Source organism: Neisseria bergeri (assembly GCA_003044455.1).
GTDB classification, from domain to species: domain Bacteria; phylum Pseudomonadota; class Gammaproteobacteria; order Burkholderiales; family Neisseriaceae; genus Neisseria; species Neisseria bergeri.
This window is the reverse complement of record POWY01000001.1, coordinates 108,562-128,709: the sequence shown is the minus strand read 5'-3', so window position 1 is coordinate 128,709 and position 20,148 is coordinate 108,562. Positions and strand designations below refer to the sequence as shown.

Annotated in this window: 17 protein-coding genes, 1 pseudogene and 1 riboswitch; of the genes and pseudogenes, 9 read left to right on the top strand and 9 right to left on the bottom strand. The window is 52.1% G+C overall.

What is annotated here, in order from left to right; translation table 11 throughout:
• Position 1 precedes the first annotated feature (1 nt).
• From rplS to DBY86_RS13230, 8 genes and pseudogenes are all read left to right on the top strand, one after another.
• Entirely contained in the window at positions 2-367 is a 366-nt protein-coding gene (rplS, locus tag DBY86_RS00705; protein WP_002217809.1) for a 50S ribosomal protein L19, read from the top strand.
• Between the two features lie 318 nt (positions 368-685).
• Positions 686-1,411, top strand: a complete 726-nt coding sequence (locus DBY86_RS00700; RefSeq protein WP_192882187.1) for a metal ABC transporter ATP-binding protein — start codon at positions 686-688, stop codon at positions 1,409-1,411.
• 23 nt (positions 1,412-1,434) lie between these two features.
• A complete protein-coding gene (locus DBY86_RS00695; protein ID WP_002219667.1) occupies positions 1,435-2,310 on the top strand; it encodes a metal ABC transporter permease in 876 nt (291 codons plus the stop codon).
• Positions 2,311-2,386: 76 nt separating this feature from the next.
• Positions 2,387-3,319, top strand: coding sequence for a metal ABC transporter solute-binding protein, Zn/Mn family (locus DBY86_RS00690; protein ID WP_107818528.1), 933 nt, complete (start codon positions 2,387-2,389; stop codon positions 3,317-3,319).
• A 370-nt stretch (positions 3,320-3,689) separates the two neighbouring features.
• Positions 3,690-4,484 (top strand): YadA-like family protein, encoded by a 795-nt coding sequence (locus DBY86_RS00685; RefSeq protein ID WP_234403345.1) that lies wholly within the window; start codon positions 3,690-3,692, stop codon positions 4,482-4,484.
• A 149-nt stretch (positions 4,485-4,633) separates the two neighbouring features.
• Entirely contained in the window at positions 4,634-5,554 is a 921-nt protein-coding gene (locus tag DBY86_RS00680) for a glycosyltransferase family 2 protein (protein WP_107818527.1), read from the top strand.
• A 129-nt stretch (positions 5,555-5,683) separates the two neighbouring features.
• A complete protein-coding gene (locus tag DBY86_RS00675) occupies positions 5,684-7,345 on the top strand; it encodes an electron transfer flavoprotein-ubiquinone oxidoreductase (RefSeq protein WP_107818526.1) in 1,662 nt (553 codons plus the stop codon).
• A 77-nt stretch (positions 7,346-7,422) separates the two neighbouring features.
• A pseudogene (locus DBY86_RS13230) lies at positions 7,423-7,485 on the top strand (transposase); the annotation flags it as partial.
• 148 nt (positions 7,486-7,633) lie between these two features.
• On the opposite strand, the gene DBY86_RS00665 reads toward DBY86_RS13230, so the two are convergent.
• From DBY86_RS00665 to gcvT, 9 genes are all read right to left on the bottom strand, one after another.
• A complete protein-coding gene (locus DBY86_RS00665; RefSeq protein WP_107818525.1) occupies positions 7,634-8,128 on the bottom strand; it encodes a nitrous oxide reductase accessory protein NosL in 495 nt (164 codons plus the stop codon).
• Positions 8,125-8,955 (bottom strand): ABC transporter permease, encoded by an 831-nt coding sequence (locus DBY86_RS00660; RefSeq protein ID WP_003709598.1) that lies wholly within the window; start codon positions 8,953-8,955, stop codon positions 8,125-8,127. Before DBY86_RS00660 ends, DBY86_RS00665 begins: the two co-directional genes overlap by 4 nt.
• Entirely contained in the window at positions 8,952-9,848 is an 897-nt protein-coding gene (locus tag DBY86_RS00655; protein WP_199901022.1) for an ABC transporter ATP-binding protein, read from the bottom strand. Before DBY86_RS00655 ends, DBY86_RS00660 begins: the two co-directional genes overlap by 4 nt.
• Positions 9,849-9,905: 57 nt before the next feature.
• Complete coding sequence (locus tag DBY86_RS00650; RefSeq protein WP_107818523.1) at positions 9,906-11,261, bottom strand: right-handed parallel beta-helix repeat-containing protein; 1,356 nt, start codon at positions 11,259-11,261, stop codon at positions 9,906-9,908.
• A gap of 172 nt (positions 11,262-11,433) precedes the next feature.
• Positions 11,434-13,401, bottom strand: coding sequence for a TAT-dependent nitrous-oxide reductase (gene nosZ / locus DBY86_RS00645; protein ID WP_003712466.1), 1,968 nt, complete (start codon positions 13,399-13,401; stop codon positions 11,434-11,436).
• A gap of 127 nt (positions 13,402-13,528) precedes the next feature.
• Complete coding sequence (locus DBY86_RS00640; protein ID WP_234403344.1) at positions 13,529-15,835, bottom strand: NosR/NirI family protein; 2,307 nt, start codon at positions 15,833-15,835, stop codon at positions 13,529-13,531.
• Between the two features lie 244 nt (positions 15,836-16,079).
• Positions 16,080-17,327 (bottom strand): glutamyl-tRNA reductase, encoded by a 1,248-nt coding sequence (hemA, locus tag DBY86_RS00630; protein ID WP_107818521.1) that lies wholly within the window; start codon positions 17,325-17,327, stop codon positions 16,080-16,082.
• Positions 17,328-17,470: 143 nt separating this feature from the next.
• Positions 17,471-17,857 (bottom strand): glycine cleavage system protein GcvH, encoded by a 387-nt coding sequence (gcvH, locus tag DBY86_RS00625; protein ID WP_021439899.1) that lies wholly within the window; start codon positions 17,855-17,857, stop codon positions 17,471-17,473.
• A gap of 162 nt (positions 17,858-18,019) precedes the next feature.
• Positions 18,020-19,120, bottom strand: coding sequence for a glycine cleavage system aminomethyltransferase GcvT (gene gcvT / locus DBY86_RS00620; protein WP_107818520.1), 1,101 nt, complete (start codon positions 19,118-19,120; stop codon positions 18,020-18,022).
• A gap of 213 nt (positions 19,121-19,333) precedes the next feature.
• Positions 19,334-19,430: riboswitch (glycine riboswitch) on the bottom strand.
• Between the two features lie 202 nt (positions 19,431-19,632).
• On the opposite strand from gcvT, the gene DBY86_RS00610 reads away from it, so the two are divergent.
• Positions 19,633-20,115, top strand: a complete 483-nt coding sequence (locus DBY86_RS00610) for an Lrp/AsnC family transcriptional regulator (protein WP_107818519.1) — start codon at positions 19,633-19,635, stop codon at positions 20,113-20,115.
• The last annotated feature ends 33 nt before the right edge of the window (positions 20,116-20,148 follow it).

Here is a 20,148-nt window from a genome sequence, read left to right as displayed (position 1 = left end):
AATGAACCTGATTCAACAGCTCGAGCAAGAAGAAATTGCCCGCCTGAACAAAGAAATCCCCGAATTTGCACCAGGCGACACCGTAGTCGTATCCGTACGCGTCGTGGAAGGTACCCGCAGCCGTCTGCAAGCCTACGAAGGCGTGGTTATTGCCCGTCGCAACCGTGGTCTGAACAGCAACTTCATCGTCCGCAAAATCTCCAGCGGCGAAGGTGTTGAACGTACTTTCCAACTGTACTCTCCGACCGTCGAAAAAATCGAAGTCAAACGCCGTGGCGATGTCCGCCGCGCCAAACTTTACTACCTGCGCGGCCTGACCGGCAAAGCTGCACGCATTAAAGAGAAATTGCCTGCACGCAAAGGTTGATTCAAACCGTTTTCCCCCAATGCCGTCTGAACGTTCAGACGGCATTTTTTATCGCCGCAATATCAACAAGACAACGATATTCCCAATCCGCCCCCCCTGCTTAACAAGCACTCCCATCCATTCAAGCAAAATTTACAGACCAAACGTTATACAGTATCATATCCGCCATATAACGATAAACGCTTTACCGCCTTCCCTTTTAAAACCGCAAATCATCATGACACCTTCCCTTTTACTATCAGGATTGACCTTCCGCCTCATCCTTGCCCTGATTGCCGTATCCCTTTTATGGGGCGTTTACTTTTGGGCAGTATCCGCATGAGCATCATTGTCGAAAACCTGACCGTCAGCTACCGCCGCCGCCCCGCCGTACACCACGTCGACATTACTTTTGAAGAACATAGTATGTGGGCGGTTTTCGGACCGAACGGCGCAGGGAAATCCACCTTTCTCAAATCCTTAATGGGATTGCAGCCTATCGACACGGGCAGCATCCGGCTGGACGGATTGACCCGCCAAAACATTGCCTACCTTCCCCAGCAGTCCGACATCGACCGTTCCCAGCCTATGACCGTTTTCGACTTAGCGGCAATGGGGCTTTGGTATGAAATCGGCTTTTTCAAAGGGATAAATGCCGCTCAAAGACAACGCGTCCACGAAGCCTTGGAACGTGTAGGAATGCGGCAGTTTGCCCACCGCCAGATTGCCCACCTTTCCAACGGACAGTTCCAACGCGTCCTGTTTGCACGGATGCTTGTCCAAAACGCCAAATTCCTGCTGCTTGACGAACCCTTCAACGCCGTTGATGCACGGACAACCTACGAGCTTCTCGACGTGTTGCAAAAATGCCATTGCAACGGACACGCTATCATTGCCGTTTTGCACGATTACGAACAAGTCCGTGCCTACTTTCCTAACACTATGCTGCTTGCACGTGAAAAAATTGCGGCAGGTGCAACCGAGACCATTCTGACAGAACCCTACCTCGCTCAAGCCAACGCCAAAATGCAGCAACAGGAAAGCCCCGAGTGGTGCGCGTCATAAATGCCGTCTGAAACCGAAAAACCATGAATCTCTACGACCTGCTCCTTGCCCCCTTTGCAGAATTCGACTTCATGCGCTACGCCCTCGCATCCGTCTTCTGCCTGTCCCTCAGTGCCGCACCCGTCGGCGTATTCCTCGTCATGCGCCGTATGAGCCTGATCGGCGACGCACTCAGCCACGCCGTCCTGCCCGGTGCCGCCGTCGGCTACATGTTTGCCGGCTTGAGCCTGCCCGCCATGGGTTTGGGCGGCGTAGCCGCAGGCATGCTGATGGCACTGCTTGCCGGACTCGTCAGCCGCTTCACCACCCTGAAAGAAGATGCCAACTTTGCCGCCTTCTACCTGAGCAGCCTTGCTATCGGCGTAGTCCTCGTCAGCAAAAACGGCAGCAGCGTCGATCTGCTGCATCTGCTTTTCGGCTCCGTACTTGCCGTCGACATCCCTGCCCTGCAGCTCATCGCCGCCGTATCCACCCTCACACTGCTTACCCTTGCCGTCATCTACCGCCCGCTCGTACTCGAAAGCATCGACCCCCTGTTTCTCAAATCCGTCGGCGGCAAAGGTGGGCTTTGGCACGTCCTCTTTCTCGTCCTGGTCGTCATGAACCTCGTATCCGGCTTTCAAGCCCTCGGCACACTCATGTCCGTCGGACTCATGATGCTGCCAGCCATTACCGCCCGCCTGTGGGCGAAGCACATGGGCGCACTCATCCTTCTGTCCGTTCTGACAGCCCTGCTATGCGGACTGAGCGGACTGCTCATTTCCTACCACATCGAAATTCCCTCCGGTCCCGCCATCATCCTCTGTTGCAGCGTCCTTTATCTCTTTTCCGTCATACTCGGCAAAGAAGGCGGCATTCTGACCAAATGGCTCAAAAACCACCGCCACCACACCACCTGACTCCGCAAGCCGCTTGAACAAACAGGCGGCTTGTTTTACCATAACAGATGTTACGTTATATCACAGGAGAACAGTTATGAAACACCTCAAACTCACCCTTATTGCCGCATTGCTAACCACTGCCGCAACTGCCGCCCCCCTGCCCGTCGTAACCAGTTTCAGCATTTTGGGCGACGTTGCCAAACAAATCGGCGGAGAGCGCGTATCTATACAAAGCTTGGTCGGAGCCAACCAAGATACGCACGCCTATCACATGACCAGTGGCGACATTAAAAAAATCCGCAGTGCAAAACTCGTCCTGATCAACGGCTTAGAACTTGAAGCCGCCGATGTGCAACGTGCCGTCAAACAAAGCAAAGTATCCTATGCCGAAGCGACCAAAGGCATCCAACCCCTCAAAGCCGAAGAAGAAGGCGGACACCATCACGACCACGATCATGACCACGATCATGACCATGACCACGAAGGACACCACCATGACCACGGCGAATATGACCCCCACGTCTGGAACGACCCCGTCCTTATGTCCACCTATGCCCAAAACGTCGCCGAAGCCCTGATAAAGGCCGACCCCGAAGGCAAAGTTTATTATCAACAACGCTTGGGCAACTACCAAATGCAGCTCAAAAAACTGCACAGCGACGCACAAGCCGCATTTAACGCCGTCCCTGCCGCCAAACGCAAAGTCCTGACCGGGCACGATGCCTTTTCCTATATGGGCAAACGTTACCATATCGAATTTATCGCCCCGCAAGGCGTGAGCAGCGAAGCCGAGCCTTCAGCCAAACAAGTCGCCGCCATCATCCGACAAATCAAACGCGAAGGCATCAAAGCCGTATTTACCGAAAATATCAAAGACACCCGTATGGTTGACCGCATCGCCAAAGAGACCGGCGTCAACGTCAGCGGCAAACTCTACTCTGACGCACTCGGCAGCGCGCCCGCAGACACCTACATCGGCATGTACCGCCACAATATCAAGGCAATGAGCGAAGCGATGAAAAAATAAACCCTAAACACACAATGCCGTCTGAAACCTTTTTCAGACGGCATTCTCATACCCGTGCATAAAAGGCAGCCCCACAACGCACAAATATATAGTGGATTAACAAAAACCGGTACGGCGTTGCCTCGCCTTAGCTCAAAGAGAACGATTCTCTAAGGTGCTCAAGCACCAAGTGAATCGGTTCCGTACTATTTGTACTGTCTGCGACTTCGTCGCCTTGTCCTGATTTTTGTTAACCCACTATACAATGACCAACATAAACCATTGAAAAAAAAAAAAAAATGGATAAGATAATACAACGTATTATTTACAGAGTAAGGGTCTGAATATATAATCGGAAGGTTACGTTAACTTTACTCTAATCGATACAATCATGACCCGCACCGACAAAAAACATACGACAATATCCAAACTCATCCTCACAGCAGCAGCCACAGGAATCGGCATATCCGCCGTACCATACGCTCAGGCTGACGGCAATGGGGCAACGACGGTTGGAAAACTGGTTATAAACCCAATAACTGATGATGAAAATAAACAAACAGTTGAAGATACATACGATCCGGAGAACTTTATTACACGTGGGCCGTTTCCCATCGGCTATGACGGCGGTGGCACCCTGATTACCAATATTGCAAATGGTGGGATTGGTCTGGGTTCGACTGATGCGGTTACCGGAGATCAACTGTATCAACTGTATAACCACGTACCTGAAAAGATTGAGGAAAAGCTTGAGGAATTTCGTGAGAATCTAATTCAAGGATTACCGGATAAATTCAATGAGTCTGAATCAGACGTTAAAATTGAATATTCAAATAACAAACTAACTCTAACCCTTTCCGAAAATGGGAAAGAGAAAATCAACAATATGTCCTCCTCTGAACAGATTTCCTCTATAGAGCAAAAAGTCGACAAGTTGGATAAATCAATGAACGGCGGTATCGCCAAAGCAGGAGCGGTTGCACTCCTTCCTCAACCGACTTATGCGGGACACTCGATGGTATCCGCTTCTACGGCACACTACAACGGTGAACAGGCTCTTGCAATCGGTTACTCCAGCCTCTCAGATAACGGCAAAGTAATCCTGAAGGCAGGTGCTTCGTTCAATTTCTCCGGCAACAATACCAAAAAACCGTTATTTGGAGCGGCTGTCGGCTATCAATGGTGATCTTCCGCCATTAATACCTATTGGAACACAGCCTATAGTAAAAATGCCGCACTTGCAGATAAGTGCGGCATTTTGGATTTTGTATGCAGACCATATCCTAAAGTTGCCCATCTGCATACTTCGCCTTTTACAACAAATTAAGGATTCAGATGTACTCCAACGATAAAGCAACCTCCGATAATCTACCCAGTATCAGCTTCATCCTGCCCGTATATAATGTTGCACCCTATATCCCCCGCGCGCTCGAAAGCATATTGCTTCAAACGGTACGCAAAGAAATTATTTTGATAGATGACGGTTCGACAGATGGCAGTGCGGAAATTCTGGCGAAATATATGCACCAATATCCCTTTATTACCGTTGTCAGCAGCCAAAACAGGGGCGTGGCGGCGGCACGCAATGCCGGATTAAAACTTGCAACGGGGGATTTCATCATGTTCTTAGACCCCGATGACGAACTTTACCCCATAGATTTCGGTTTGTGGGCAAGACTTGCTCAAGATAACGGACTTCAAGCGATTAAAGGCGTATATCTCCGTCCTCCTTATGAAGAGGGGAAAAATATGTTGAGGTGTAAGCCCGTTTTTCAATTTAAAGAACAGCACAATGGGAAAATCTCATCTATGCAGGGGATATTGATGCAGAGTCTGCCTCATCACTGGCCTCTACACAATATGTGCTTTATGATTGACCGTCGCCACCTTGTCGCTACGGGTGTTACCTATCGCAACGGTATGCGTTTTGGGGAAGATATGGTTTTCATCTCTGAATTTCTGATTGCAGGCGGAAAAGTCTTGGAGGTTGATATTCCCTTTTTTATTTACCACCGCAGAGAAGGAAGTCTGACAACCGCCCTACCCGACCACAGGCTGACCGATTACCTTCACAATCTGCTTACCTACCTCGTACCGCTGATGGAAAGGCAGACCGATTCAAGATACGCAGAAACTGTCCGTCAAATCCTACTGATTGAATTCGATAAAGTTGGCAGAATTGTCAAAAATATCCCTGAACTGAAGAAAGAATATGACAGCCTCTTTACGCAACTGCCGGATAAAAAATATCTTTGACCATATGGGGGCAAATGCCGTCTGAATGCCTGAGAAGCTATTTCAGACGGCATTGTTTTATTTGGTAAGCAACTGTCTGCGTTGTATAATTGCCCGTTTTATAATCGATAATAAATCATAGGAACCGCCATGACAGAATCCATCACCCGCGACAGTATGCAATACGATGTCGTGATTGTCGGCGCAGGCCCGTCGGGTTTGTCCGCCGCCATCAAACTCAAGCAGCTTGCCGAACAGAACGGGCGCGAAATCAGCGTTTGCGTGGTGGAGAAAGGTTCGGAGGCGGGTGCACATTCGCTGGCGGGCGCGGTCATTGACCCGATTGCGCTGAATGAGCTGATTCCTGATTGGAAAGAAAAAGGCGCTCCGCTGACACGCACAGTGACGAAGGACAGGGTTGTATTCCTGACCGAGAAAAAAGCGTTCAATCTACCCATTACCCCCAATTTCGACAATCACGGCAACTACATCGTCAGCTTGGGCGAAGTTGTGCGCTGGTTGGCGGAGCAGGCGGAGAATATGGGCGTGGAAATCTATCCGGGCTTTGCCGCTGCCGAAGTACTGTATCACGAAGACGGTTCGGTCAAAGGCATTGCGACCGGCAATATGGGCGTGGGCAAAGACGGCGAGCCGACCGACAGTTTCCAGCCCGGCATGGAGCTTTGGGCGCAGCAAACCCTGTTTGCCGAAGGTTGTCGCGGTTCGCTTTCCAAACAAGTCATCGAACGTTTCCAACTCGACCAAAACAGCCAGCCGCAAACTTACGGCTTGGGCATCAAAGAAATTTGGGAAGTGCCGTCTGAAAAACATCAACCCGGCTTGGTGGTGCACAGCGCGGGCTGGCCGCTGGACAGCAAAACCTACGGCGGCGCGTTTGTTTACCATTTTGACGATAACAAAGTCGCCGTCGGTTTCGTGGTCGGTTTGGACTATCAAAACCCGTATCTGTCGCCGTTTGAAGAGTTCCAACGTTTCAAAACCCATCCCGAAATCCGCAAAACCTTCGAAGGCGGCCGCCGCATCGCTTACGGCGCGCGTTCGCTGATTGAAGGCGGTTTGCAAAGCCTGCCGAAGCTCTCGTTCAAAGGCGGCGTTTTAATCGGCGACGCGGCGGGCTTCCTCAATATGCCGCGCATCAAAGGCATTCATACCGCGATGAAATCTGCCATGCTCGCCGCCGAAGCCGTATTCCCCTTGTTGGAAAACCTTGAAGAAGTGGAAAACTTCGACAGCGACAAAGAGGCGGCGGATTATCAACAACGTTTTGAACAAAGCTGGCTGTATCAAGAGCTTTACGCCGCGCGCAATGTCCGTCCGTCATTCAAATGGGGCGTTTACCTCGGCTCAATCTATACCGGCATCGACCAAATGATTTTCAGAGGCAAAGCCCCGTGGACCTTGAAACATCACGGTAAAGACAACGAGCAGCTCAAAAAAGCCGCCGCGTGCAAGCCGATTGATTATCCGAAACCCGACGGCGTGTTGACCTTCGACCGCTTAAGCAGCGTCTTCCTCGCCAATCTCGCGCACGAAGAAAACCAGCCCGACCATTTGGTGCTGAAAAATCCGCAAACAATGATAGACGTGAACTACAAAGAATACGCCTCGCCCGAAACGCGCTATTGTCCGGCCGGTGTGTATGAAATCGTCGAAGAAAACGGCAGCCCGCGCCTGCAAATCAACGCCGCCAACTGCGTTCACTGCAAAACCTGCGACATCAAAGACCCGACGCAAAACATCACTTGGATTTGTCCCGAAGGCGCGAGCGGGCCGAATTACGGCGGGATGTAAACCTTATTCCGCCGTTACGCCCGGTCAGGAATAAGGAATGGGGCCGTTGTTCAAACCTGCCCCGTTTGAACCCATAATATAGTGGATTAAACTTAAATCATGACAAGGCGACGAAGCCGCAGACAGTACAAATAGTACGGAACCGATTCACTTGGTGCTTGAGCACCTTAGAGAATCGTTCTCTTTGAGCTAAGGCGAGGCAACGCTGTACTGGTTTAAATTTAATCCACTATAAAAAATGCCGTCTGAACCTTGGCTTCAACGTTCAGACGGCATTTCTGTTTGGATTTACTTGAAAATGTAAGCATCGGGCATATCGTCGAAACCGACAACCTTGCCGCCTTTATCCTTTGCAAATTTTTCAGCCTGCTCCTTTTTGCCGAACGGCAGCGCGTCTTCCGCACCCATACCGCCGATAAAGCCGCTGTCGATGACGTAAAAGGCTTTTTTCGCATCTATCCACTCCGTGTCGGCATTGGGATTCGTCCAATCGGTAACATTGCCCATATCGGTAACGTAAATCACGCGGATGCCTTTAGGTTCTTCGGGCAGCTTGGTATAGCCGAACATCTGCTTGATGGTAGAGAACCAAACGGGCTGATCGGGTTTGCCGTTCAAGAAAATCTGGGCTTTGGGGCCGTTGTGTTCGGTCAGGTTCATACTGCAATAGTGTCCGACCGAACGGTCGCTAATCTGCTGGGGTAAAGGCGGCGGCCCCTCTTCCGCCTGCCGGCAGGCACTTAAGGCGAAAACGGCAACAATTGCCAACAGGGTTTTCTTCATATTTGTCGCTTTCTAAAAATTCCGGCTGCCAAAACAAGCGGAATGATAACCCATAAAACCTGCGCGGTCAGCAAAACGGGGACGGTCAGGCTGATTTGTCCGCTCAAACCCGCCATACCCGCATACATAGCCGTATTTTCGTAACCGGTCAGGTTGAGCAGGCGGTAAATGTCGGTAGGATTGAACAGCAGCACGGTTTCAACGACAGGCGCGGTGATAACCTGTTTCGAGTCGGCAACCAGAATACCCAAAAGCGCCATATCGAAGATGACGACGAAAAACAACCACACACCGATGGAAATACCGGCCGCCGTCCCCCGCTCTTTGACTTTCGCACTAATCAAGTAGCCCATAGACAGAAAAGCCGCACCCAAAATCACGCTGGCGGCAATCAGAAGGGCAAAGGGTTTCCAAGCGGCGATGTCGAAACTGCCGTTGGCAAGTTGCAGCGTAATGCCTGCCAATCCGTAGCCTGCCGTGGTGGCAAGGGCGAGGATGATGAGGTGTCCGACAAACTTGCCGGCAAGGATTTGGTTGCGCGAAATGGGATAACTCAACAGCAACGCCATCGTACCGCGCTCAATCTCCCCAATCAGTGCATCGTATGAGAGCAGCATCGCAATCAGCGGAATCAGGAAAATAGACAGGCTCGACAGGCTGACGACAGTAACGGTCAGCGGATCGACCTTGACCGAACCGGTGGGCGAGCTGCCGAGAAAACCCAAAGAAAGGGCGAGTGCGGCAAGCAAGAGGGCGGCGGCAAGCACCCAACGGTTGCGCAGGCTGTCGCGGACTTCTTTTCCGGTAATAATCCAAACGGGGTTCATACGTCCTCCCTTTTCAAGAACTGTGCATACATTTCATCAAGCGTCGGCGTGTGGATGTCGAGATAGGCAAGGTCGGACAGACTGCCCAATTCGCCCAACAGTTCCATACGTTCTTCCGCCTGACATTGCGCCCGATAGGAAATGCCGTCTGAAAGCGGCTGCCAGCGTCCGCTCAGGGTACGCGGGGCTTTGAGGCGGATATTGACGGTCAGCGGCAGTCCGCTTTGAACGTGCAATTCGTCCATGCTGCCGTCGGCAACCTTAACGCCGTTTTTCATCACGATAATGCGGTCGGCGTGTCCGTCCAACTCGGCAAGGGCGTGGGTGCTGAGCAATACGGTCGCGCCGCGCCCGTTGAGTTCGCGCACGACTTCGTAAAACATTTGCCTTGATGCAGGGTCAAGACCGGTTGTCGGTTCGTCAAACAGCAGGACTTTGGGCTCGCCCAGCAGGGCTTGTGCCAAGGCAAGGCGTTGGCGCATACCTTTAGAATAAGTGCCGACGCGGCGGTGTGCCGCCTGTGAAATACCGACGCGCTCAAGCAGCCCCCGGTTCTGCGTGAGCGGCTGTTTTTTAAGTTTGGCGTAAAAATCCAGCGTTTCGATGCCGGTCAGCGAAGGGTGCAGCGCAACAGTTTCGGGCAGGTAGCCGATTTGGCTGCGAAGCCGCGCCCCCGCTTTGCTGCCGGTACGTTCGCCCAAAAGCATCACTTCGCCTTCGGTCGGGGTAATCAGCCCGAGTATCAGCTTCATAATGGTGGACTTGCCCGCGCCGTTGTGTCCGGCAAGCCCGACGCTTTCTCCTGCCTTCAAAACCAAATCGACTTGGTTGACGGCTTTTTGCGCCCCGAAGCGTTTGGTTACCTTCCTCAATTCGACATGATGTGTGGTCATGGTTGTTCCTTTTGTGTTTTCAGACGGCATTTGAATCCGGATGCCGTCTGAAGCAGACTAGTTCAAAGAACCGTTTTCCGCCCTGCCCCATTCCGACTGCCGCGTTTCGGCTTCTTTGAGCAGTTCGTCCTTCATCGCCTGATAACGGGTTTGAATTTTGGGGGCATAAGGCTTCATCAGCGGTTTGCTGTCCACCACGCCTCCGGGCAAAACGGCGGGAAACTGCGCCTGCGCCCATTTGACGATGCTGATTGCAGGGCTGTTCATCAAGAGGCGTGATACGGGCGCGCGCCAGATGATTTGGTCGATAATGCCGTTGGGACGGTACGCGCTGTCGCCGAAGCCGTCGCCGTTCAAATCGAACGCGCTGTTGTCGCTCCAATAGTTGCCGTGTCCGCCTTCGCTCCAGTCGAGAAAGCGCGTGCTGACGTATTTGACCTGGCTTTCGTTGTTGATAAAGGAATTGTCATGCAGGGACGTGCCTTCGATGGCGGCGGTAAAGTGTATGCCGATTTGACAGTTTTCAAAATGATTGGCGGACAGTTTATCGTAGTTGGCATTGTAGGCAAAAACGCACTTGCCCGCCTTGTTGATAATGTTGTCGTGAATATCGGAATAGTTGACATAGTTGAGCATAATGCCCTGGTCGCGGCTGCCGACGGCGATATTGTCGAATACTTTGAGCCGCTCGGAAAACATCAGCACATAGCCCATATTGTTGCCCACGGAAATATTGCCGCTGACTTCGCTGTCGTTGGTGTACATATAGTGGACGGCGAAACGCAAATCGCTGAAACGGTTGTTTTTATAGGTGTTGTGCGTGCTGGTATTGGAAAAAATACCGTCCCGCCCTTTGGAAATGTCGTTGCCGACGACCTGCGCGCCGGGCGCGTTCCAAACGGTAACGCCGTTGCCGCGCTCGTTCACGCGCAAAGTCGCGTCGCCGACAATTTTATTCTCCCGCACCATCGCATCGGCAGAACCATGCAGATATACGCCGACCGAATTATCCAAAATATTGTTGTGTTCGATCATGGCGCGCGGGGCGGTTTCTTCGAGATAAATACCGGCATCCATTGCCGGCAGGCTCATACCGGAACGGGTAACGGTCAGGTTGCGGAGCGTTACGTCCGGCGCGTGTACGGCTATGGTACGCCCGCTCCTGTCCCCTTCGATGGTTGCGGAACGGTCGGCAGGCCCTTCAATCGTAATCGGTTTGTCGATATAAAGTTTGGTTTGATATACGCCGGAAGCCAGTTTGAGCGTATCGCCCGCATGAGCACGGGCAAAAATTTCGGCAAGGTTGTCTTGCGGGGAAACGTGGACGACGGCTGCCGGTGCCGTCTGAAAAATGCTGCCGGCGGCAAGTATCAGCACGGCCTTCAGCCATATACGGAGCGCGGATGTGTGCATAGTGTCCCTCTGTTTCGTTCGGTATGGCCGAACAAAATAAAGCATCATTCAAATGTGCCTGTTTTTATAGCGAAACCGCCTGAAACGGTACGGCAAACGGTTTGGCTATAAATGCCGTCTGAAGACCGGTTGTCTTCAGACGGCATTCTCCATATTCAGCCGTCAGGCCGCATTATTTGGGATGAACAATCATCTGACCGGACATTTCCATGTGCAAGGCGTGGCAGAACCATTGGCAGTAGTACCAGTGCACGCCCGGACGGACGGCTTTGAAGGTTACGGAAGAAGTGGCTTGCGGACCGATTTCCATAGCGATGCCGTAGCCTTCCAAAGTGAAACCGTGGGTCAGATCCTCGATGGTTTCGACGTTGGTAACGTAAACGGTTACTTCGTCGCCTTGGTTCACTTCAAATTGCGGGATACTGTAAGCAGGCGCGACGGCCGTCATATACACGCGTACTTTGTTGCCTTCGCGTACGACTTTGGCGGCTTTTTCCAACTCAACACCGTCTTTTTTCGCCTGTTCCAAAGCATCCTGCCAGAACCACGGGTCTTTGCGGTCCCAAGTTTTGCCCGGGTTCAGTTTGGACGCGGCAACCAAACACAAGTCGTGCGGTTCGGCAAAAGTCGGATTATCGTGTACCAGACGCATTTCGTCGCCGGAGATGTCGATCAATTGGTCGCACTCGGGTTTCAACGGGCCGGCATTCAGGAAGCGGTCTTTAGAAAACTTGTTCAAAGACACCAGCCATTGGCCGTCGGCTTCTTTGGTTTCGCCCATAGTCGTATGGTTGTGGCCCGGTTGGTAGTGAACGTCGAGTTTTTGTTTGATCGGATCGACTTTGTCGCCTTTGTAGGCTTTGATTGCGTCGTCGATATTCCATTTCACCATTTGGCTGTCGATAAACAATGTCGTATAAGCATTGCCGCGACCGTCAAATGCAGTGTGTAAGGGGCCGAGACCCAGTTGCGGTTCGGCTACGACCACATCGCGCTCTTTGATTTTGCCGGCAAACAAATCGTCCAGTTTGCTGACATCCAATACGGTAACGGTCGGAGACAGTTTGCCGTTGAGCATAATGTATTTGCCGTCGGGGCTTGCGTTACAGCCGTGCGGAGAGTTCGGCACAGGGATATAACGCGTGTATTTGGATTTGGCTTCAGCGCGGCCGTCCAGCATTTTCACGCCGTTCACTTCTTTGAAGTCGCCCGCTTTGATGCCTTCCTCGATGGCTTTCAAGTCGAAAACGACGCACCAGTCCTGTTCGTTGGAAGACGCACCTTGCACGGTCAGCGCGCGCTCGGAGTTGTAGCAGGTGGCAAAAGAATATTTGCCTTGGTAGTCGGCATCGCCGTTGTCCAGGTTGCCGTCAACCAATACCTGCCATGCGATTTCCATGGTTTCGCCGTCGATGGCGGTATAAACGGCATTCCAGGTTTTCGCATCATCCAGTTTGCCTACACCGCTGACAGGGGTAATATGTTCGCCGTTGGCAAAGACATAACCGGTTTTCGGATAACGTTGCGGACGCAGGCCGTGGATACCCGAGGCATTGGGGATGTCGATGATTTTGTCGGCCTTCATCACATCCAGACGCACGCGGCAGACGCGGTTGTTTGCCTTATCGTTGGCATAGGCATAGCGGCCGTCGTAAGTTTGGTCGGTAAACGACAGGTGCGGGTGGTGAAGGTCGCCGTTGGGGTAGCAGCGCAGACCGCTGTCTTTTAAGAATTTACGGGTTTCTTCGGTAATATTGCCGTTGAGGACTTTCAAACTCTCATTGGTACGTCCCCAACCGGTCGCGCTGTCCATATTGAACACGGGGATACGCATCAGTTCGCGCATAGAAGGCAGGCCGATCAGGCGCATCTCGCCGGACTGGCCGCCGGAAAGGAAACCGTAATATTGATCGAGTTCGCCCGGACCGACTTCGGAAGACAGTTGGCCCGGTTTGGATTCCCCTTGCGCCTTGGCGACGGGGGCCGCTCCGGAAGCGTTAGCGGCAGCCGGTTCGCCGTTTTTAGAGCAACCCGCCAAACCCAACAGACCCGCACCGGCAATACCTGCACCGGAAGCGGCGGCCGTACCTAAGAATGAACGACGGCTCAAGCCGTTTTGTTCTAATTTTTCGTCTGACATACAACACTCCTTGGATAAAATACGGCAAACCGGTTTTCAGACGGCAAGCCGATGGGAAAAAATTTTGTTCTTTTACCGGGAAAGCCCTGCCCGTCTGACACTTTGGCTTCAGGCTTCCTCCGGATGCTTATTTTTCAGGTTGCGCCGTTTCGGGTTTGACAAAATGAACGACCTGTTCCTGCGGCTGCTTGGATACACCCTCCAATTCCCCTGATTTGGCAGCAGCCTGTTTTTGTTTTTTCTTATTCACTGCCACAACTTGCGGGCAGCGCGTATCGTGGTGGTACATGACTTGGCAGTGCAGGCACTGGATACATTCGTTCGGATGGATATCTCCCTCCGGGGCAATCGCTTGTACAGGGCATTCGTGTGTGCAGATTTGGCAGGGGTTGCCGCACATTTTGTAGCGGCGCAGCCAGTCGAACACGCGGAATCTGCCCGGCAGCGCGATGCCCGCACCCAAAGGACACAGATAACGGCAGAAGAAACGTTCGATAAACAGTCCTGCAACCAAAAGGGCGACGGCAAAGGCGACAAACCACCAATCGCGCATAAATTTCAAGATAATCGCGGTTTTGAAGGGTTCGACTTCTGCAAATTTTTCCGCCGTACCCAGATCATACAGAGAAATTGCCAAAAGCCCGAAGAAAATCAGATACTTGATGACGCTTAAACGGGTATGCAGCATATGCGGCACGATAATCTGTTTCACACCCAGTTTTTTGGCAATGCGGTTGGTCAATTCCTGCAATGAGCCGAACGGACACAGCCAACCGCAAAACGTCCCCCTGTTCCACAGCAGCATAGTTGCAGCCGTAAACAGCCAAAGGATGAACACTATCGGATCCATCAGGAAAAATTCCCAATGAAATTCGGTAAGGATGGCGGAAAACAGCGTCAGCGTATTGACGACCGAAAGCTGTGCCTGCGCATACCAGCCGATATAGAAGAGCGTGAAGGTCAAAAAGGCGAGGCGGAAGCGGTCGTACCATTTTTCGTAACGCACAATCCAGTCTTGGAACAGGAATACCAAAAGCAGGATGGTCAGCGCAATGCCGACAACGATAATCTGCCCCTGTTTCGCTTTCCAAATCTGTTTCCATAATTGGTTGGATACACCGTTTTCAGCTGACGCATCTTCGGCAATGCCGTCTGAAGCGGTATCGGATGCTGCGGCAGGTACGGCTTCGACAGGCGCGCTGATTTCTACGGGCGGCGCTTTAGGGTCGTCGACGTAATAACCTTGGGGCAGTTCGTAATCCAAATCGGCGGTAACGAAGGCTTTATCGTTCACGCTCAATACGCGCTGAACCATCAATTGCAGCCGCCACGGCTCCGCACCGTCAAACTCTACGCCTTCAGGGATGGTAAACCAAGAAACTTCTTTAAAACGCGGCGCACCGGCGGCAGACAGTGCGACGACGCGTTCGTGTTGGGCATCGGTAAAACGGAAGCTGTTCTCCCCCTGAATCATCTCGATACGGTCGAAAATACCGCCGCGCACATAGCCCGAACCTTTCCAAGAATAACGGCCCTCTCCGGCAACCAAAACCGCCTGCTGCCCGGGCTTCAGCCGTTTTTGCAGATGCGCCCAGCCGTCCTCACCCAGCAAGCTTTTACCGATGGAAGGCTGGCTGACCAAGGCAACATACAAATCAATAAAGGTATCGTCAGGATCGCCCTGTTCGGCGTGATCGGCCACGCCGGCCTTGCCGCCTTTCTCAAAAAGCTTGTTGATTTGATCGAGCGTGATATGCAGATGGCCGACGGCCTTTTGTTTCAAAAGTTCGTCCCAAGACAAAATATCCTGCTTGTCGGGATTTGCCATACGGCGCGGACGGGTTTTTACCGCAGGCGCGGCTTCCTGAACATCGGAAGCGGATGCCGTCTGAAGAGCCTTATCCGAACCCAAGCGGTATTGGTTGGCAATGACCTTGTACGAACGCTGGATACTGTCGTTAATCACCATCAGCGTAACAGTCGCACCGCTGATAATGTCGCCCGGCGCCACGCCCGGAGTCGGCGGATTTTTAATAAAGTTCAGACCGATATATTTGTCGATGAATTTATCGACACGCGACTGCGGAATACCGATCAGCATAATCGGCTCGTGATGATCGACCAGTTTCGCCCCTGCTATCGTGCCGTCGTTTGCCAACGCCATCAGCGTATCGATCGGCTTGCTCGAATAACCGCGCGTATTAACCACATCGGTCGTGATATAGACCAAACCGAGCTGCTCATCGCCTTTGTAAACGCGGGCGACCATAGGCTTGCCTTCCGGCTTGCCGTAACGATCCGCTCCCGGGAAGATTTCCGAAGGTTGGATTTTCGCCAAAAAATCAGGCAGACGCTCCGCATAGGCGGGCAATGCCGCCGTCAAAAAGACAAAGGCGGCAAAAAACGCCGTTATCCGCGCCCGAAACACGGACATACGCCGGATTGAAAAACAGGACATAGCCATCACCGATATACCGATACTCTTTAATATGGATATTATATGAATCAACTAACGGCATTTTTTTGACGCAAGTCAAGTTTACAAATCTTAAAACCAATCCGCATACAAGATAATACTTTGTGATTACATCTATATAATGTGGGATTTTACGATGTTGCCGGCCTGCACAAAAATGCCGTCTGAAACCTCTTCAGACGGCATTTTTCCCGGCGCACCGTTATTTGTCCAAATGATAAATCTGCGCGACGGCATGAACCAAATCTTTATCTTCTTCCCCCGCCTTATTCAAGGTTTGGGTCGGCGAATGCAGCAGCTTGTTGGTCAGTTGGATCGACAGCCTTTCCAAAACCTCTTCTGCCGTTGCGCCTTTGGCAAGCTGTTTCATCGCATTTTCCAACACCTGTTTGCGCGCTTTTTCGCCCTCGTCCCGCAAGGCTTTAATCAAGGGGACACTCTGCCTGCCCTGCTGCTGCCTGACAAATTCGGCAACCTTCTCGGACACCAGCGTTTCGGCGGCGGCGGCGGCCTTCTGCCTTGCCTCCTTACCGCTTTGGACGATATTGACCATATCGTCCACAGTATAAAGATAGGCATCATTCAAATCGCCGACTTCCGCTTCAATATCGCGCGGCACTGCCAAATCAAGCATGAACAACGGCATACTCTGCCTTTGTTTCAATGCACGCTCCACCATACCTTTGCCGACTATCGGAAGCTGGCTCGCCGTTGAAGAAACCACTACGTCGTAATCGTGCAGAATGGCAGGCAGATCGGACAGCAGGCACGGTTCGGCGTTAACACCGAGCTTGTCGCATAACTCCTGTGCACGCGCCAACGTCCGGTTGGCAACCGTCATCAATCTGGGGTTTTTAGCAGCAAAATAAGTGGCAACCAGCTCAATCATCTCACCCGCACCGATGAATAAAACATTAAGGTCGCCTATATCGGGGAAAATCTGCTCTGCCAATTTGACGGAAGCTGAAGCCATGGAAACCGAGTTTTCGCCGACAGCGGTATCGGTACGGACCTCTTTAGCAACAGAAAAGGTTTTTTGGAACAGGGCATTGAGTTTCTTACCCATACTTTCCTGCTCTTGAGCAACTCTGACCGCATCCTTAATCTGCCCCAAAATCTGCGGCTCGCCCAACACCATCGAATCCAGCCCGCAGGCGACGCGGAAAGCATGGCGCACGGTTTCCTGCATATCCAGCGTGTACAGATACGGACGGATTTCTTCAATCGGCAAACTGTGGTAATCGGCAAGCCATCGGATGATTTCTTCCGAATCGCCGACGCAGTAAAGCTCGGTGCGGTTGCAGGTAGAAAGGATTACCGCCTCCGTTGCCGCATTGCTTCGGGCAAGATTGCGGACAGCTTCAGGCAGGGTGGCGGCGGCAAACGCCAGCTTTTCCCGTATGCTTAAAGGTGCGGTTTGATGATTGAGTCCGACGGCGGTAAGTTGCATGAAAAAATCGGTAAAGATGAATATAGGCCGTTATTATAGCCTAACTGCTTCCTTAAAACACGGACAAAAAACTGCACCTCCGACCGCAGAAATACCGTCTGAAGGTGCAGTTTCCGTTTGTCCGACGGTTGCCGTCAGGCAGTTTAATCTACTTCGCCCGCGTATTGTTCGGCAGTCAAAAGACCGTCGTAATCGGCAGGATTGGCAGGTTTGATTTTGAAGAACCAGCCTGCGCCGTAAGGGTCGCTGTTGGCAGTTTCCGGTGCGCTGGGCAAGTCATCATTGACGGCAACGACTTCGCCTGCAACCGGCGCGTACACGTCAGATGCGGCTTTTACAGACTCAACCACACCGGCTTGTTCTTCGGCGGCAAGGTTCGCGCCGACTTCAGGCAGCTCGACAAACACGATGTCGCCCAACAGCTCTTGCGCGTGGTGGGTAATGCCGACGGTGATGGTACCGTCTTCTTCAAGGCGCAGCCATTCATGGCTGGCAACGTATTTCAGTTCGACCGGGATGTTGTTGCTCATGGTTTGATTCTCCATTGGTAGGGGGTTATTTTCAGACGGCATCTGTATAAATCAATATCCACAGATACCTTGTTCAAGGCTTTCTACAAACGTCCGTATCGGACAACAATTAAAACCTGCTTTCAGACGGCATATGAAATGAAAATGCCGTCTGAACCGATATTAATCAAACTGTTTTTGACCGTTGCGGACGAACGGCAGCTTCAGTATGCGCACGTCCACTTCCTTGCCGCGCATCAGCACTTTGGCGGTATCGCCGTCAAAATCTTTCGGTACGCGGGCGATGGCGATGGATTGTTTCAGGCTGGGCGAGAATACGCCGCTGGTGGTTTCGCCTTTGCCTTTGTCGGTCAACACTTCCATATGCGCGCGCAGGATGCCGCCTTTGTCGAGCAGCAAACCGACTTGTTTGACGGCAACACCTTTTTCTTTCAATGCCAGCAAGGCTGCTTTGCCGACGAAGTCGCGGCTTTCGTCTTTCAAGTCAACGGTCCAACCCATGCCTGCTTCGAGCGGGCTGGTATTGTCGTCCATATCGTTGCCGTAGAGGTTCATACCAGCTTCCATGCGCAGGGTGTCACGTGCGCCGAGGCCGCAAGGCTGTACGCCTGCTGCTTGCAGGGCTTTGAAGAATGCGACGGCTTCAGTGCTCGGCAGAATCACTTCGACGCCGTCTTCGCCGGTATAGCCGGTGCGGGCGACAAACCAATCGTTGCCCAAATCCGCGCCTTGGAACGGTTTGAGGTTGTGGACGACATCCGCCCATTCGGGTTTAACGGTCAGGAGTTTTTTGATGGCTTTAGGACCTTGCACGGCGAGCATGCCGAGGTCGTAGCGCGGATTAAAGACAACGCCGAACTCTTGTCCAACTTTGTGGAATTGCGCCGTGTCTTTTTCGCGGGTCGCGCCGTTGGACACGATGCGGTATTGGGTTTCGGCTTCGTTGGTGCGGTAAACGATTAAGTCGTCAATCACGCCGCCGTTGTCGTTGAGCAGCGCGGAATAAAGGGCTTTGCCGACGAAAGCAAGTTTGGCAACGTCGTTGGCAATCAGTTTGCGGAAAAAGGCTTTGGCGTTCGCTCCGGCGACGTCGGTAACGAGCATATGGGATACGTCGAACATACCAGCATCGGTGCGCACGGCTTCGTGTTCGGCGATTTGTGAACCATAATGGATGGGCAGCTCCCAGCCGACAAAATCTACCAGCTTCGCGCCTGCATCTTGATGGGCTTGATGAAATGGGGTGGTTTTCAGGGCAGTCATTCTCAAGTTTCTCCAGATTTATTGTTCAGATGTCGTCCGCACAAGATGCGCGGAAGACCCTATCTGTCCTTGGACCTGAGATTTTCGGCCGTATCCGCTTGATGGCAAACCAGTCTGCTCACTGCTTTGCGCGGTTGTCTGAATGGTGGTTCAGACGGCCTTCTCCCCTTCGGTGGGCGTATCTTTGGGAAACGCCGCTCTCCAGATGTTTTATTTCAATGTGCAGTCCCTGTTGCCTGAGCGATTTAAGGGCATCTGCGCCTTCGGCGGCTACGCGTAATCGGGTGTAGCTCTCTCCTGCACATGGCGCGATTATGTCTTGAATCGGCGGTTTGGGCAAGCCGTCTTAAAAAGATGCAAACCGACCGCCTCTGTTTCCACATGATTTTCCGAAAACAAAATTTGTCCCGGATGACGGTATAACTTTTTATATGTTAATATGGCCTCCATCTGTGCGGATTGCCGCAAACATACGGACAGACAATCCGGATTCCTTAAAACGGAACGCAAATATGCCCCAACTCACTTTAGACAAAACCGATATTAAAATCTTACAGGTTCTCCAGGAAAACGGCAGGCTCACCAATGTCGAACTGTCCGAACGTGTCGCACTTTCGCCTTCTCCGTGCCTGCGCCGTCTGAAGCAGTTGGAAGATGCCGGCATCGTCCGCCAATATGCCGCGCTGCTGTCTCCGGAATCCGTTAATCTGGGGCTTCAGGCATTTATCCGCGTTTCCATCAGCAAAGCAAAAGATGCGCGGGAAGATTTTGCCGCATCGGTTCGAAAATGGCCGGAAGTCTTGAGCTGCTTCGCCCTGACAGGGGAAACCGACTACCTGCTTCAGGCATTTTTTACCGATATGAACGCGTTTTCCCATTTTGTTTTGGATACGCTCCTGTCCCACCACGGCGTACAGGATGCGCAATCGAGCTTTGTTTTAAAAGAAATCAAACACACCACATCCCTGCCGCTCAACCACCTGCTGAAGGAATAATGTCCTTCCTTTCCCGCACATGCAATCTGCAAA

What these genes read in the sequence shown, in the direction of transcription:
- DBY86_RS00685 (WP_234403345.1), top strand. Translation starts at nt 3,690, where the DNA reads ATGACCCGCACCGACAAAAAACATACGACAATATCCAAACTCATCCTC.
- DBY86_RS00660 (WP_003709598.1), bottom strand. Translation starts at nt 8,955, where the DNA reads ATGAACCCCGTTTGGATTATTACCGGAAAAGAAGTCCGCGACAGCCTG.
- DBY86_RS00655 (WP_199901022.1), bottom strand. Translation starts at nt 9,848, where the DNA reads ATGACCACACATCATGTCGAATTGAGGAAGGTAACCAAACGCTTCGGG.
- rplS (WP_002217809.1), top strand. Translation starts at nt 2, where the DNA reads ATGAACCTGATTCAACAGCTCGAGCAAGAAGAAATTGCCCGCCTGAAC.
- DBY86_RS00665 (WP_107818525.1), bottom strand. Translation starts at nt 8,128, where the DNA reads ATGAAGAAAACCCTGTTGGCAATTGTTGCCGTTTTCGCCTTAAGTGCC.
- DBY86_RS00695 (WP_002219667.1), top strand. Translation starts at nt 1,435, where the DNA reads ATGAATCTCTACGACCTGCTCCTTGCCCCCTTTGCAGAATTCGACTTC.
- hemA (WP_107818521.1), bottom strand. Translation starts at nt 17,327, where the DNA reads ATGCAACTTACCGCCGTCGGACTCAATCATCAAACCGCACCTTTAAGC.
- DBY86_RS00650 (WP_107818523.1), bottom strand. Translation starts at nt 11,261, where the DNA reads ATGCACACATCCGCGCTCCGTATATGGCTGAAGGCCGTGCTGATACTT.
- gcvH (WP_021439899.1), bottom strand. Translation starts at nt 17,857, where the DNA reads ATGAGCAACAACATCCCGGTCGAACTGAAATACGTTGCCAGCCATGAA.
- DBY86_RS00640 (WP_234403344.1), bottom strand. Translation starts at nt 15,835, where the DNA reads ATGTCCGTGTTTCGGGCGCGGATAACGGCGTTTTTTGCCGCCTTTGTC.
- DBY86_RS00675 (WP_107818526.1), top strand. Translation starts at nt 5,684, where the DNA reads ATGACAGAATCCATCACCCGCGACAGTATGCAATACGATGTCGTGATT.
- DBY86_RS00610 (WP_107818519.1), top strand. Translation starts at nt 19,633, where the DNA reads ATGCCCCAACTCACTTTAGACAAAACCGATATTAAAATCTTACAGGTT.
- DBY86_RS00680 (WP_107818527.1), top strand. Translation starts at nt 4,634, where the DNA reads ATGTACTCCAACGATAAAGCAACCTCCGATAATCTACCCAGTATCAGC.
- DBY86_RS00690 (WP_107818528.1), top strand. Translation starts at nt 2,387, where the DNA reads ATGAAACACCTCAAACTCACCCTTATTGCCGCATTGCTAACCACTGCC.
- gcvT (WP_107818520.1), bottom strand. Translation starts at nt 19,120, where the DNA reads ATGACTGCCCTGAAAACCACCCCATTTCATCAAGCCCATCAAGATGCA.
- DBY86_RS00700 (WP_192882187.1), top strand. Translation starts at nt 686, where the DNA reads ATGAGCATCATTGTCGAAAACCTGACCGTCAGCTACCGCCGCCGCCCC.
- nosZ (WP_003712466.1), bottom strand. Translation starts at nt 13,401, where the DNA reads ATGTCAGACGAAAAATTAGAACAAAACGGCTTGAGCCGTCGTTCATTC.